Raw genomic sequence first — 14021 nt, 5'->3', positions numbered from 1 at the left:
CGATGACGACGACCGCCATCGCCACGTCATGCCTTATCGCTATGCCTTCGGCTGCGAAAAATCCGGCTTGCGCTTGTCGATGAACGCGGTCACGGCCTCGCGATGCTCCCACGACTTGTGCGCGAGCGCCTGCATCACCGCCGACGTTTCCAGCACCGAATCCAGGCTGTTCATCTGACTCTCGCGCAGCAGGCGCTTGGTCATGCGCAGCACGCCGCCCGGCTGCGCCGTGATTTTCGCGGCCAGTTCACGCGCCGCGTCCATCAGTTGCGCGGCGGGCACCACGCGCGAGACAAGGCCGATACGCAGCGCCTCAGCGGCGGACAGCATTTCGCCCGTGAAGGCCATTTCGGCGGCTTTCGAGCGGCCGATGGTGCGCGTGAGCAGCCACGCGCCGCCGTCGCCGGGCACGATACCGACCTTCACGAAACTCTCGGCGAACGCGGCGTTTTCCGCGGCAATACGCACGTCGCACATGCAGGCGAGGTCGCAGCCCGCGCCGATGGCCGCGCCGCCGACCGCCGCGATGACGGGCACGTCGAGGCCATAAAGCGCCTTGGTGAGCCGCTGGATGCCGTTGCGGTACTCGGCGGCGATCTGCGCCTGCGTGAGCGTGTCGTCGAAATAGCGGCGCATGTCCTTCATGTTGCCGCCCGAGCTGAACATGCCGTCGTAACCCGTGACGATCACGCATTTGACGCTCAGGTCGCGATCGATCGCCGCGCATTGCTCGACGAATTCGGCCACGGCCGTGTTGCCGGTGAGGGCGTTGCGGACCTCGGGTGCGTTCATCGCGAGCGTGACGAGCGGGCCGTCGCGGGTGACTTCGAGAAAGGTCATCGGGAATCCTGATTGAAGGGGTCTAGGCCGATACGACGTCCGGGTCGTGACCGGCGCGAATGAAATCGAGCGCGGAATCGTCGCCGTCGAGCCACGCTTGCCCGAGCCGTTCGTGCCACGCCGACTCGCTGCCGAACGCGCGCCGCCACGCATGCAGGCGGCGCGTGTAGAGCTGCAGATTGTGCTCGGCCGTGATGCCGATCGCGCCGTGCACCGCATGCGCGGCGGCAGCGGCGGGCGCGGCCACTTCGCTCGCGTAGCTTTTGGCGATGGCCGTGCCGTGGCGCGTGGGCATGAAGCCGTCGCGCGGGCACGCGAGTTTCGCGGCCATGCGCGCGGCAAAGGTCCATTCGGCGAGCACGCTGATCTGCTGCTGGATCGCCTGGAATTTGCCGATCGGGCGGCCGAACTGCGTGCGGTCGTTCGCGTAAGCGATGCTCAGGTCGAGAATGCGTTCGAGCGCGCCCGTCATCATCATCGCCGTGAGCGCCGCGCCGCCGTCGCGCATGTCGTCGGCGCCAGGCGAGGGCAGGGCGAGCGGCTCCTTCGGTACGTGGGTCCACGCGAGCGTGGCATCGAGACTCGCGTGAATGCCGTCCGGCGCGCGGTTTTGTGCTTCGATCGGCCAAAGCGAACCCACGCCCTCGTGCGAAACGAGCACCCAGTCGCTCGTCATGCCGAACGGCACTTGCGGCACGCGCCAGCCCCGTTCGTCTTGCGCGAGCGCGTGACTCGCGATCGTGATCGAACCGGGCGGCACGGGGGTGTCCGTTTGCGCGAGCCACGCGCGCGCGAGCATCGTATAGGCGAGTGGCAAGGGCAGCGCGTAGCGGCCGCACAGCGCCACGAGCGGCGCGGCGTCGATCAGCGCGAGTGCCGCGCCTGCGTGCGTTTCGGGCGCGAGCAGGTTCGGGAAGCCGCCTTCGTCGAGCGCGCGCCACATCGCCGTGTAGTCGCCGCCCGCTTCGATCCGTCTGACGGCGGCGGGCTCGCACACGTCCGCGAGCAGGCGTTCGAATGCATCGCTGAATAGCGTGTCCATCGTATCCTCGGGTGTCCTGGTGAACGGTCAGCGCAGCCCCAGCCCGCGCGCGATCATGCCGCGCAGAATCTCGCGCGTGCCGCCGCGCAGCGAGTACGACGGCGCGATATGCGTGACGAAGGCGAGCGTGCGCAGCAGTTCGTCGGGCGTCGTGTGGTCCGGTTCGTCCACGGGTTGCATCGCCAGCTGGTCGGCAATCCACAGCGGCACCTGCTGTTCGAACCCGGTGCCGAGATCCTTGGTGAGCGCGGCCACGGTGGCCGGCGACTCGCCCGCCGCAAGCTTCGCGACCACGGCCAGCGACATCGCGCGCAACGTGGCGAGCGTCGCGATCATGCGGCCGGCGGCGACACGCTCGCCGCGATCCGGTGCCGACGCGGGCAAACGTCGGGCGCGGCGTCGCACGTGATCGGCCCATTCGTCCATCAGCACGACGCTCGAATAGATGCGCTCGGGCCCGCTGCGCTCGAAGGCGAGTTCGGCCGTGACCTGGTGCCAGCCGTCGCCTTCCTTGCCGATCAGCGCGTCGGGCGGCAGCGCGACATCGTCGAAAAACACTTCGCAGAAGTGGCTGTCGCCGGTGAGGTCCTGGATCGGGCGCACGTTGATGCCGGGCTGCTTCAGGTCGATCACGAATTGCGACAGCCCCTTGTGGCGATCTTCCGCGCTGCCCGAGGTGCGCACGAGCGCGATCATGTAGTGCGCCTCGTCGGCTTGCGTCGTCCAGATCTTGTGACCGGCGAGGCGCCAGCTGCCGTCGTCGCTGCGATGCGCGCGCGTGCGCACGCTCGCGAGATCGGAGCCCGAATTGGGCTCGCTCATGCCGATGCAGAAGAACGCTTCGCCACGGCAAATGCGCGGCAGGTAAAACGCTTTTTGCGCCTCGGTGCCGTAGCCGAGTATCAGCGGGCCGCTTTGGCGGTCGGCGATCCAGTGCGCGCCCACGGGCGCGCCCGCGTTGAGCAGTTCCTCGACGATCACGAAACGCGCGAACGGGCCGAGCGCCGCGCCGCCGTAATCGCGCGGCAGCGTGAGGCCAAGCCAGCCGCGTGTGCCGAGCGCGCGGCTGAAGTTCGCGTCGAAGCCAATCCAGGAGCGCGCGCGCGTGCTGGGCGGCACGTCGCGCAGCGCATCGGCGAGGAATGCGCGCACGTCCTGGCGCAAGGCCGCCGCGTCGGGCGGGAGGCTCACGTAGTCGAGGGAGTCGATCATCGTGGTGACGTCATGAAGCGGTGGAAGGGGCGGCGGCGTGCGCTTTCGCATTCGTGCCCGAATCGGCGCCCGAATCGACAGGTGCAGCGGCGATCACGCGCGCCGAAACGAGGCGCTCGAGCGCCGCATCGTCGAGATGCAGCAGGTCGCGCAGCACCGCGGCGGTGTGCTCGCCGAGCAGCGGCGGCGGCTCGCGATATTCGACCGGCGAAGCCGACAAGCGCATCGGGCTCGCCACGAGCGGAATGCTGCCCACCTGCGGATGCGTCATCTCCACGCGCACGCCGCGCGCGACCACCTGCGGGTTGCGGAACACGCGCGCGAGATCGTTGATCGGGCCGCACGGCACGTTGGCCGCTTCGAGCAACGCGACCCACGCGTCGGTGCTGCGGTGCACGGTGAGCTGACGCAAGCGCGGGATCAGCGTCTCGCGATTTGCCACGCGCGCCGCGTTGGTCGCGTAACGCGCGTCGCTAGCGAGCTCCGGCTGGCCGAGCGCCGCGCACAGGCGCGCGAACTGGCCGTCGTTGCCAACCGCGAGAATCATGTCGCCGTCGGCGGTGGGAAAGTCCTGGTAGGGCACCACGTTCGGGTGCGCGTTGCCGAGCCGGCGCGGCGCTTCGCCCGTGTTCAGATAGTTCATCGACTGATTGGCGAGACACGCGATCTGCACGTCCAGCAGGCTCATGTCGATATGCTGGCCAACGCCCGTGCGGTCGCGATGCGCGAGCGCGGCGAGGATCGCGGTGGAGGCGTAGAGGCCCGTCATCACGTCGGTGAGCGCGACGCCCACCTTGAGCGGTCCCGCGCCCGCCTCGTCGTCGCGGCGGCCGGTGATGCTCATCAAGCCGCCCATGCCCTGGATCAGGAAGTCGTAGCCCGCGCGCGGCGCATACGGGCCGGTCTGCCCGAAGCCCGTGACCGAGCAGTAGACGAGGCGCGGGTTCAGCGCGTGCAGCGCGGCGAAGTCGAGGCCGTATTGCTTGAGGCCGCCCACCTTGAAGTTCTCGATCAGCACGTCGGATTGCGCGGCCAGTTCGCGCACCAGCGCCTGGCCTTCGGCCTGCGTGAAGTCGATCGCCACCGACTTCTTGTTGCGGTTGGTGCACATGAAATACGCGGATTCGCGCGTGTCGGCGCCGTTGGCGTCCTTCACGAAGGGCGGCGCCCACGTGCGCGTGTCGTCGCCGCTGCCGGGCTTTTCGACCTTGATGATCTCGGCGCCCAGATCGCCGAGCGTCTGCGCGGCCCACGGTCCCGCGAGCACCCGCGACAGATCCAGCACGCGCAGATGCGAAAGCGATCCTGCCATGTTGCGGCGTCTCCTTGCCGCGCGCCTCGTGCGGACAACGCGGCGTTTATGTTGGGCTCGACTGCGGCTCGGCTTCGGCTCGAAGTGGCTCGACAGCGAATCGGCGCGGCGCGGCCTTCTCACGGCGATAGCGTGAGATCGACGCGCCGCCACGCCCGCGCTGCGCTTACGTAAGCGCGCGGCCCTTCGTTTCCGGCATCCGCCAGTAGGTCACGAGACTCACCACGGCGCCCGCGCTCACGTAGAGCAGGAACCAGTTCTCGTGCTGATGCGATTGCAGCCATGCCATCAGATACGGCGTCGTGCCGCCGAGCAGCGCGACCACGGTGTTGTAGACGGTGCCGATGCCCACGCCGCGCACTTCGGTGCTGAACATCTCGACCATGACCGCGGGCGCGATCGCCGAATACATGCCGTACAGCAGCAGCCCGAACAGGTCGACGAGCAGAATCGAGAGAATGGACGCGCCCGTGGCGAGCACCACGGGATACACGAACAGCGCGTAGCCGAGCGCATAGACGAGCAGCTGCGGGCGGCGGCCGATACGGTCGGACAGCATGCCGAACAGCGGCTGCGAAAGCATGTAGATCAAGAGGCCGATGGTGGTGGCGGCATAGGCGTCGCCGGGTGTCGCGCCCGCGTGCTGGATCGCGTAGACGGGCAGATAGCCGGTGAACAGATAGAACGCGAATGCGCCGAGCACGCTGAAGCCGATCAGGCGCCGCGTCGCGCCGCGATGCTCGCGCAACAGCCACGCGAGCGAACGCTTGGGCGCGGACTCGCGGCGCTTTTCCATCGCGAGATAGGCGGGCGTTTCCGACACGGTGCGACGAATCCAGAAGCCCACGAACGCGCCGATGCCACCAATCACGAACGGAATGCGCCAGCCGTAATCCGACATGGCTTCGCGCGAGAGCAGATGCGTGAGCAGCCACGCGAGCGCGGAGGCCAGCAGCAAGCCGAGCGCCGTGGTGAAGAACACCCAGCTGCCGTAATAGCCGCGCCGTTTGGCAGGCGCGGTTTCGCCGACGAAGGTGGTGGCCGCCGCGTATTCGCCGCCCACGGCGAGGCCCTGGATCAGCCGGAACAGCACAAGCAGCGAAGGCGCCGCCATGCCGATGGTTTCGTAGGTCGGCAAGCAGGCGATGGCGAGCGACGAGCCCGCCATCATCACGATCGAGATGGTCAACGCGGTACGGCGGCCGTAGCGGTCGGAGAGCGTGCCGATCGCCCAGCCGCCGAGCGGCCGCATGGCGAAGCCCACGGCGAACACCGCGAAGGTCGAGAGCAGTGCCGATGTCGCGTTGCCGGAGGGAAAGAACCGGTGACCGAAGAACACCGCGAAGGTGGTGTACACCGACCAGTCAAACCACTCGAAGGCGTTGCCGATCGTGCCCGCCACCACGGAGCGCACGGGCATGGACGCGCTCGCGAACGAGGCATGCGTTTGAGAGTCGTCCAGCGGCACCGCCGGCGATTCGAACTGGCTCATGTTGCCTCCTTGTTTTGTTCTATTCCCGTCCGGCTATGGCCGGTACGGGTCTTGCCGTTGAGCGTTACCGTTGACCGTCGTGGACCTTGACGTCCTCTTTCTTGAGTCCGCCCAGGCGCGAATGCACGCGGCCGCCCGTGCCCATCACCAGCGCGAAGAGAATTTCACGCGGACGCGGCGCATCCTGGATGCCCACTTCGATGCTGTTGAAATGGCTGCGCACATAGGAAGCATGCACGTAGTGCACGGGCACCATGATGCGGTAGCCCACCGTCGCCACGGCCTTGTTGGCGGGCACCATCGCCTTGGGCTGGCCGAGCACTTCGCGCATGGCCCAGCCGCCGGCTTCGTGCCACACCGCGCCGTGTTCCATTTCGCCTTCGATACCGACGATCGCGGCCTTGCTGTAGACCTCGACGTTATCTTTTCCGCCGAGCGTCTGCACGAGTTCGGTGGCCAGCTCGTGGCCGAGCGAGCGCAGTTCTGCCATGAACGGCATCAGGTCCGGCTCGTACTTGCCCGCGTAAGGGTTGCGGATCACGGCGGCGGCGGCGGCCAGCTTGAGCGGCGTGGCGGCAACGGGACCGCCTTCGTGATACGTGGTTTCGATCACCAGACTGCGCTTGCGGATTTCGATCAATGCCATGCTGTCTCCAGAATTTGAGTCGGGCGCGACGGGGCGGGGTTGGCGCTGCCGCGCCGCGCGAATGTTTGCGTGAATCGAGGCTTAGGAATCCACGGCCGCTTCGTTGCGCTGTTGCAGGAAGCGGAAGATCTCCGTGTTGTCGGCGGCCGGTTCGAGCGCGGCGCTGGCTTCGGTCCAGAGCGCCTTGCACAGGTTGAGCTGCGGCGCTTCCACGCCCGTGAGCGTTTGCAGCGTGGCGGCCGTGGCGATGTCCTTCGCTTGCAGACGCAGCGCGAAGCCCGCCGAGAAGGTGCCGGGAATGATGAACTGGCTGAGCTTGGTCTCCGTCGCGACGTTGCGGCCGCTCGAGGCGTTGAGCACGTCGGTGAAGCGCGCGAGGTCGAGGTCGAGGCGCGAGGCGATCAGAAGCGCCTCGGAAGCCGCGAGCAGACCCGCCGCATACACGTAGTTGTTGAGCGCCTTCATCGCATGTGCGGAAGCGACCTTGCCGGTGGCGATCAGGTTGTTGCCCATCTTCTCCAGGATCGGCCGGGCGCGCGCGCAGGCCGCCTCCGGGCCGCCCACCATGATCGTGAGCGTGCCGGTGCGCGCCTTGGCCACGGCGCCCGAAACCGGTGCGTCGATCAGCGTGGCGCCCGCCTTTGCGAGCAACGCGGCCAGTTCCATGGTGTCGCCGGGATTGGACGATCCCATGTCGATGACGATGGCGCCCGGCTTCAGCACGTCGACGAGACCGGGCTTGCCGCCCGCGCCCGCGACCACGGCGTTCGTGATCGTGCTGTTCGGCAGCATGGTGATGACCGCGTCGACGGCAGCGAATTCGTCGAGCGTCGCGGCGCGCCGCAGCGTCGTGCCCCACGCCGCATGCGCGGCCAGTTTCTCGAAGGGCGCGTTCGCGGTGTCGAAGGCGAGGATCTCGAAGCCGCTGGCGGCGCCTTGCGTGGCGAGGTTTTCGAGCATCGGCAAACCCATCATGCCCAGTCCGATAAAGCCAATGCGCTGGACGGGTTCGCTCTTATAAGTTTCTGACATTGAGTGTGTCTCCATAATTCGCTTCGAGCTTACCCAAAAGCGCCGAACTTGCCTTATGCTTTATCCCCTTGGGGACATAACAGAACGTTATCGGAGACACCTTGTCATGCGCTTCAAGCTGCGCCAGATGGAGGCCTTTCGCGCCGTGATGCTCACGGGCTCGATGAACGGCGCGGCGCGTCTCCTGTACATCTCGCAGCCCGCCGTGAGCCGTCTCGTCGCGCACACGGAGCAGACGCTCGGCATTCGCCTGTTCGACCGCGATCGCGGCCGGCTCACGCCCACGGCGGAGGCGCATCTGCTGTTCAAGGAAGTGGAGACGATGTTCGAAGAGGCCGTGCGTATCGACGAATTCGCGCGCGATCTTTCGTCGAACCCGGCGGGCGCGCTGCGTTTCTGCACGAGCCCGAGTCTCGCGCTCAACTTCATTCCGCCCGTGGTGGCCGCCTATATGAAGGCGTATCCGCACGTGCGGCTCAAATTCCACACCACGCTGCTCTCGAACATCGCCGACGAACTGCTCGCGCGCAAGGTCGAACTCGCGGTTTCGGTGTTGCCGCTCGATCATCCGAACCTGACCGTCGAGCCGTTCGTGGCCGGGCGCATGGTCTGCATCATGCCGGACGCGCATCCGCTCGCGCGCCAGGACGCCGTGGAGATTCGCCAGATCGCCGACTACCCGCTGATCGGCTATGCGCGCAACATTCCCTTCGGCCGGCTGATGTCGAGCGCGTTCGAGCGCGTGGGGCAGCCGTGGCGGCCGGCGGTGGAAATCGTGCGGGCGGAGTCGGCGTGCGCGTTCGTGCGCGAGGGCGTGGGCGTGGCGATCGTCGACGAGTTCTCGGTGGCGGGGCACGGCTGGACCGGCGTGACCGTGAAGCCGCTCGCCGAGGAAATTCCGCTCACGCTCAGTTTGTTGCGCTCGCGCTTCGACCGGCAGTCGTCGCATGCGCAGGCGCTCGCAAAATTGATCCGGCAGCACGCGAAGCGTAACGAGCGTGCAAGCGAGGCGTAATTCGCACCGCGCTGGTGCCGTAAGCGGGTTATGTGCCGATTATTCGTGCACCCGGATCATGCAAACGATTTCGATTCTCCATTGTTGCGGTTTTTGCTCAAGTTACCGGTTACAGGGCCGATATGTGGGTTGAGCCAAGCGATTGGCTGATTGCTCGCTCCCCACTCCGGACTACCAGAACCTTACGACGATGTTGCGCTCCCATCTCTCGATCAACGGCCGTCTTGTCGCGGCCATGTCCTTTCTCGGCGTCCTGCTGGTTGTTATCGGCGCCTTCGGCCTGGCCGGCATGGTCACCAGCAACAACGCGAACCGTCACACGTATTCCGAACAGTTGCCGAAGTCGATCGCCGTGGGCGAGATGACGATCATGGTCGGCCGTCAGCGCACCTCGCTCGACCGCGCGGCGATCAATCCGGGCTCGGACGACGCGCGCAACATGTACGGCAAGGAAAAGGAAGTGCGCGACGCCGCCGACGCGGCATGGCAGAAATATCTCGCGTTGCCGCGCGACGCCGAAGAAGACCGCCTCGCGGCCGGCGTGACGCAGCAGTACCAGGCGACCGAGGCGGAACTCACGCGCTTTCGCGAAGCCACGGAGCGCGGCGACCGCGACGAGATCCTCAAGCTGATGTTCAGCGTGGGCAAGATCTACACGACGATGCAGGAAGCGGCGAACGCGCTCAAGACGTATCAGTTCAAGCAGTCGAAGGAAGAGTACGAAGCCACGGAGCGCCGCTATCAGTGGTTCCTCGCGGGCAGCATCGCGGCGATCGTGGCCGGGCTGTGCGCCGCGTTCGGCAGCTGGTATTTCCTGCGCCGCGCGATTCTCGGTCCGGTGAACGACGCCGTGGCGCATTTCGGCCAGATCGCGCAAGGCAACCTGGGCCGCCGTATCGACGTGCGCAGCCATGACGAAATGGGCCGCATGCTGGGCGGTCTCGCCGAGATGCAGTCGAACCTGCGCCGCACGGTCAGCACCTTGAGCGAAGGCAGCAACGCGATCGCTTCGGCCACGCGCCAGATCGCCGCCGGTAATGCCGATTTGTCGGCGCGCACGGAGTCGCAGGCTTCGGCGTTGCAGGAAACGGCCACGAGCGCGGAGCAACTGTCGAGCACGGTGCGCCAGAACGCGGAGAACGTGCATCGCGCGAGCGAGCTGTCTTCGTCGGCGTCGGATATCGCGCGGCGCGGCCATGAAGTGGTGACGCGCGTGGTGCAGACGATGGGCGACATCAGCCAAAGCTCGACGGCCGTGGCCGAGATCACGTCGATCATCGAAGGCATCGCGTTCCAGACCAACATTCTCGCGCTCAACGCGGCCGTGGAAGCGGCGCGCGCGGGCGACCAGGGGCGCGGCTTTGCCGTGGTCGCGGGCGAAGTGCGCACGCTCGCGCAGCGTTCCTCGGCGGCGGCGAAGGAGATTCGCGACCTGATCGCGAATTCCACCTCGCGCATCGACGACGGCGCGAAGCTCGTGGGCGAGGCGGGCAACACCATGAGCGAGCTGATCGACGCGGTCGCGCGCACCAACGCGATCATGGCGGAGATCGCCGCGGCCACGGAAGAGCAGAGCCACGGCCTGAGCCAGGTCAGCATCGCCGTGAACAACATGGACAACGCCACGCAGCAGAACGCCGCGCTGGTCGAGGAGGCCGCGGCGGCCGCGAGTTCGCTGGAAGATCAGGCGCGCAAGCTCGCGGAAGCGGCGGCGCAGTTCCGTCTGGAAGATCGCGTGGCGTGAGCGGGGTTTGCCGCGTGACTGGCGTGCCGATCGCGCGTTGATCGAGCGGGCCGCGGCGCTACGTCTTGCCTCGCGCGAGGGCGCGGCGCGCGCGGGTTGGCGTCGTCAGTCGTAGTTGATGGAGAACTCGGGCGCGCCGTTCATGGCCTGCACGAGCAGCTTGCCGCTGCGCGAAACGTGCTCGAAGGCCAGTTGCTCGGCGGCGCTCGCGTCGCGCGCAATGATCCGCGCGACGAGTTCGCTGTGATCGCTGAGCATGCGTTCGAGGCTGCCCGCGTGCATGGTGTTGGTCCAGCGGATATAGACGCGCGCGAGGTCGGCGACCTGCGCGTAGTGATTGCCGAGCCGCGTGTTCCCCGACAACTCGACGATAAGCGTATGCACGTCGAGGTCGGCTTGCGCGATGGCTTCGCGGTCGCCGCTGGCGACCGCCGCGTGGAGCGTGGCGAGCGAGGTCTGGAGCGCGTCGCGGCCGGAGTCGTCGAGATGTTCGGCGGCGAGGCGCGCCGCGAGGGCTTCGAGCGTGCTGCGCAGCGCGTAGAGGTCTTCGGCATCCTTGGTCGTGAGGGACATCACCTCCCAGCCCGAATACGGATGCTGGACCAGCAAGCCTTCGCCGGAAAGCCGCTCCATGGCGGAGCGCACGGTCGAGCGCGACAGGCCGATCTGCTCGGCGAGCCCGATTTCGGTCAAGCGCGTGCCGGGCGCGAGGCTGCCGGCGGCGATGGCATTGCGGATCCAGTCGGCGGCCTGATGGCCCAAGGCCTTTTTGTTGATTCCCGCGATCTTCTGCATCTGGCGCTCCCTCCGGTCGCAGGAATTTTAAGCGTTCGCATCATTTTTGTCAACAATTAACAAATGGTGTCCCAATATTGGGCAAGATGGTTGACCAGCGACATTACGCCGCGATAGTATTCGCGCGTTGTTAACAATTAACTTTATCGATCGATCGCCTTGAAGCGGTCGTCACGCGGCTTCAGATGCCGGGCGTCCCGAGCGAGCTTTTCGCAGCTCGGCGGACGCAAAACCGGCACGGCGCAAGCCGCGTTCATAAGTAGTCCAAAGGACTTCTGTCGGGGAAAGATCGCGCAGGACTCAGCGTGGCCCGGACCCACAGTCGGCCTTGCTGTTTCCGAAACATTGCGTTCCCACAGGCAGGAATCACCGATGTCAAACAATCAAGAACCGCGTCGCCGTTTCTTACGGCAGATGCTGGCCGTCGTCCCGGCAACTTCCGTCGCGACCGCCGCGGCGCTCTCGGAGTCTGCCTGCGGTGACGCTTCCGCGCCCGCCGCGGCCGCGGAAAAGAGCGCTTCAACGCCTTACGCGCCGCAATACTTCACCGCCGACGAATGGCGCTTTATCGGCGCCGCCGTCGACCGCCTGATTCCCGCCGACAACCTCGGCCCGGGCGCGTTGCAAGCGGGCGTGCCCGAATACATCGACCGTCAGATGGATACGCCGTACGGTCACGGCAAGCTCTGGTACATGCAGGGCCCGTTCCATCCCGACGCGGTGCCCGAAATGGGCTATCAGATCAATCTCTCGCCGCGCGAGGTGTATCGCCACGGCATCGACGCCTGCAACGCGTACTGCAAGCAGCAGCACGGCGGCAAGATATTCGCCGATCTCGACACGGCCACCCAGGAAGCGGTGCTGCACGAGCTGGAAAAGGGCAAGCCCACGTTCGACAGCGTGCCCTCGAAGACCTTCTTCGCCACGCTGCTCGGCAACACCAAGGAAGGTTTCCTCGCCGACCCGATCTACGGCGGCAACAAGGACATGGCCGGCTGGAAGATGGTGGGCTTTCCGGGCGCGCGCGCCGATTTCATGGACTGGATCGATCAGCCGGGCGTCAAGTACCCGTACGGTCCGGTATCGATCAACGGCCGTCGGGGATAAGTCATGGCAATCAAGAAGAACAAGGTCGATTGCGTGATCGTCGGCTTCGGCTGGACCGGCGCGATCATGGCGCAGGAACTCACGGACGCGGGCCTCGACGTGGTCGCGCTCGAACGCGGCGCGATGCGCGACACGCCCACCGACGCGGCGTACCCGAAGGTCGTCGACGAACTCAAGTACGCCGTGCGCGGCGAGCTGTTCCAGGATCTGTCGAAGGAAACCGTCACGATCCGTCACGGCGTGGACGACCTCGCGGTGCCGTATCGTCAGCATCACTCGTTTCTGCTCGGCAACGGCGTGGGCGGCGCGGGCTTCCACTGGAACGGCATGCACTACCGCATGCTGCCGGAAGAGCTGGAACTGCGCACGCGCTACGAAGAGCGCTACGGCAAGAAGTTCATTCCCGAAGGCATGCAGGTGCAGGACTTCGGCGTGACCTACGACGAGATGGAGCCGTTCTTCGACTTCGCGGAGAAGGTGTTCGGCACCTCGGGCACGGCGGGCAATCTCAACGGCAAGATCCAGCCGGGCGGCAATCCGCTCGAAGGCGCGCGCAAGAACGAATTCCCCACGCCCGCGCTGAAGAACGGTCTCGGCGCGACGCTGTTCGAGAAGGCCGCGCGCGATCTCGGTTTCCATCCGTACCCGGCACCGGCCGCGAACGCGTCCACGCCGTACACGAACCCGTACGGCGTGCGCCTCGGGCCGTGCAACTTCTGCGGCTTCTGCGAAGACTTCGGCTGCTACATGTACTCGAAGGCCTCGCCGCAGACCACCATCCTGCCGGTGCTGCTCAAGAAGAAAAACTTCGAACTCCGTACGAAATCGTACGTGACGAAGGTGCTGCTCGACTCCGAAGGCAAGCGCGCCACGGGCGTGACCTACATCGATGCACAAGGCCGCGAAGTGGAGCAACCCGCCGACATCGTGATCGTCGCGGCGTTTCAGATGCACAACGTGCGCCTGCTGCTGCTCTCGGGCATCGGCAAGCCGTACGACCCGAAGACGGGCGAAGGCGTCGTGGGCCGCAATTACGCGTACCAGATGAACGGCGGTATCAACGTGCTGCTGCCGAAGGGCACGCAGCTCAACCCGTTCGTCGGTAGCGGCGCGGGCGGCGTGGGCATGGACGACTTCAACGGCGACCAGTTCGACCACGGCCCGCTCGGCTTCGTGGGCGGCGCGAGCATTCGCCACGTGCGCACGGGCGGCCGTCCGATCGGCCAGGCGGCCACGGTGCCGGGCACGCCCACGTGGGGCAGCGGCTGGAAGGCCGGCGTGAACGACGCGTACCAGCGCTACATGACCATCGGCATTTCGGGTTCGGTGATGCCGTACCGCGACGCGTATCTGGATCTCGATCCCACCTATCGCGACTCGCATGGCTTGCCGCTGCTGCGCATGACGTTCGACTGGCACGACAACGAATACAACATGCTCGACTACATCGGCACGCGCATGGAAGAAGTCGCGAAGGCGATGAACCCCGAGAAGCACTACCGCGCGATCCGCAAGAAGGGTCAGCATTACGACACGCGCGTGTATCAGTCGACGCACACCACGGGCGGCACGGTGATGGGCGCGTCGCCGGTCACCAGCGTGGTCAACAAGTATCTGCAGAGCTGGGACGTGCACAACGTGTTCGTGATGGGCGCTTCGGTGTTCCCGCAGAACATGGGCTACAACCCGACCGGCATCGTGGCGGCGCTCGCGTATCACTCGGCGAAGGCGATCCGCGAGCAGTACCTGAAGAATCCGGCTCCGCTGGTTCAGGCTTGAGGAGA

The 14021-nt window shown here is 66.3% G+C and carries 12 protein-coding genes; 4 read left to right on the top strand and 8 right to left on the bottom strand.

Annotated features, from left to right (window positions below):
- Positions 1 to 39: 39 nt before the first annotated feature.
- The 7 genes from FAZ98_RS16625 to FAZ98_RS16595 all read right to left on the bottom strand — a co-directional run bounded on the left by FAZ98_RS16625 (position 40) and on the right by FAZ98_RS16595 (position 7576).
- Positions 40 to 840 carry a crotonase/enoyl-CoA hydratase family protein gene (locus FAZ98_RS16625; protein ID WP_158952411.1) on the bottom strand — a complete coding sequence of 267 codons (801 nt, stop codon included), beginning with the start codon at positions 838 to 840 and terminating at the stop codon, positions 40 to 42.
- A gap of 22 nt (positions 841 to 862) precedes the next feature.
- On the bottom strand, positions 863 to 1882 hold the full coding sequence (locus FAZ98_RS16620) for an acyl-CoA dehydrogenase family protein (protein ID WP_158952410.1): 1020 nt from the start codon (positions 1880 to 1882) through the stop codon (positions 863 to 865).
- 27 nt (positions 1883 to 1909) lie between these two features.
- A complete protein-coding gene (locus FAZ98_RS16615; protein ID WP_158952409.1) occupies positions 1910 to 3094 on the bottom strand; it encodes an acyl-CoA dehydrogenase family protein in 1185 nt (394 codons plus the stop codon).
- Positions 3095 to 3104: 10 nt separating this feature from the next.
- Positions 3105 to 4406, bottom strand: coding sequence for a CaiB/BaiF CoA transferase family protein (locus tag FAZ98_RS16610; RefSeq protein WP_158952408.1), 1302 nt, complete (start codon positions 4404 to 4406; stop codon positions 3105 to 3107).
- Between the two features lie 166 nt (positions 4407 to 4572).
- Positions 4573 to 5898 carry an MFS transporter gene (locus FAZ98_RS16605; protein WP_158952407.1) on the bottom strand — a complete coding sequence of 442 codons (1326 nt, stop codon included), beginning with the start codon at positions 5896 to 5898 and terminating at the stop codon, positions 4573 to 4575.
- A 64-nt stretch (positions 5899 to 5962) separates the two neighbouring features.
- The gene (locus FAZ98_RS16600; RefSeq protein WP_158952406.1) at positions 5963 to 6544 is read right to left on the bottom strand and encodes an amino acid synthesis family protein; all 582 of its coding nucleotides are present in this window, start codon (positions 6542 to 6544) and stop codon (positions 5963 to 5965) included.
- 81 nt (positions 6545 to 6625) lie between these two features.
- Positions 6626 to 7576, bottom strand: a complete 951-nt coding sequence (locus FAZ98_RS16595) for an NAD(P)-dependent oxidoreductase (RefSeq protein WP_158952405.1) — start codon at positions 7574 to 7576, stop codon at positions 6626 to 6628.
- Positions 7577 to 7682: 106 nt separating this feature from the next.
- On the opposite strand from FAZ98_RS16595, the gene FAZ98_RS16590 reads away from it, so the two are divergent.
- Together FAZ98_RS16590 and FAZ98_RS16585 are read left to right on the top strand one after the other, a co-directional pair.
- Positions 7683 to 8591 carry a LysR substrate-binding domain-containing protein gene (locus tag FAZ98_RS16590; protein WP_158952404.1) on the top strand — a complete coding sequence of 303 codons (909 nt, stop codon included), beginning with the start codon at positions 7683 to 7685 and terminating at the stop codon, positions 8589 to 8591.
- A gap of 190 nt (positions 8592 to 8781) precedes the next feature.
- Entirely contained in the window at positions 8782 to 10335 is a 1554-nt protein-coding gene (locus tag FAZ98_RS16585) for a methyl-accepting chemotaxis protein (RefSeq protein ID WP_158952403.1), read from the top strand.
- Between the two features lie 105 nt (positions 10336 to 10440).
- On the opposite strand, the gene FAZ98_RS16580 is transcribed toward FAZ98_RS16585, so the two are convergent.
- Positions 10441 to 11130: a GntR family transcriptional regulator gene (locus FAZ98_RS16580; protein ID WP_158952402.1), complete on the bottom strand. Its 690-nt coding sequence runs from the start codon at positions 11128 to 11130 to the stop codon at positions 10441 to 10443.
- 372 nt (positions 11131 to 11502) lie between these two features.
- On the opposite strand from FAZ98_RS16580, the gene FAZ98_RS16575 reads away from it, so the two are divergent.
- Together FAZ98_RS16575 and FAZ98_RS16570 are read left to right on the top strand one after the other, a co-directional pair.
- On the top strand, positions 11503 to 12237 hold the full coding sequence (locus FAZ98_RS16575) for a gluconate 2-dehydrogenase subunit 3 family protein (protein WP_158952401.1): 735 nt from the start codon (positions 11503 to 11505) through the stop codon (positions 12235 to 12237).
- Positions 12238 to 12240: 3 nt separating this feature from the next.
- Entirely contained in the window at positions 12241 to 14016 is a 1776-nt protein-coding gene (locus FAZ98_RS16570; protein WP_158952400.1) for a GMC family oxidoreductase, read from the top strand.
- Positions 14017 to 14021: the final 5 nt, after the last annotated feature.

Source organism: Paraburkholderia acidisoli (assembly GCF_009789675.1).
GTDB lineage: Bacteria > Pseudomonadota > Gammaproteobacteria > Burkholderiales > Burkholderiaceae > Paraburkholderia > Paraburkholderia acidisoli.
This window is presented reverse-complemented; position numbering and strand designations above follow the sequence as displayed.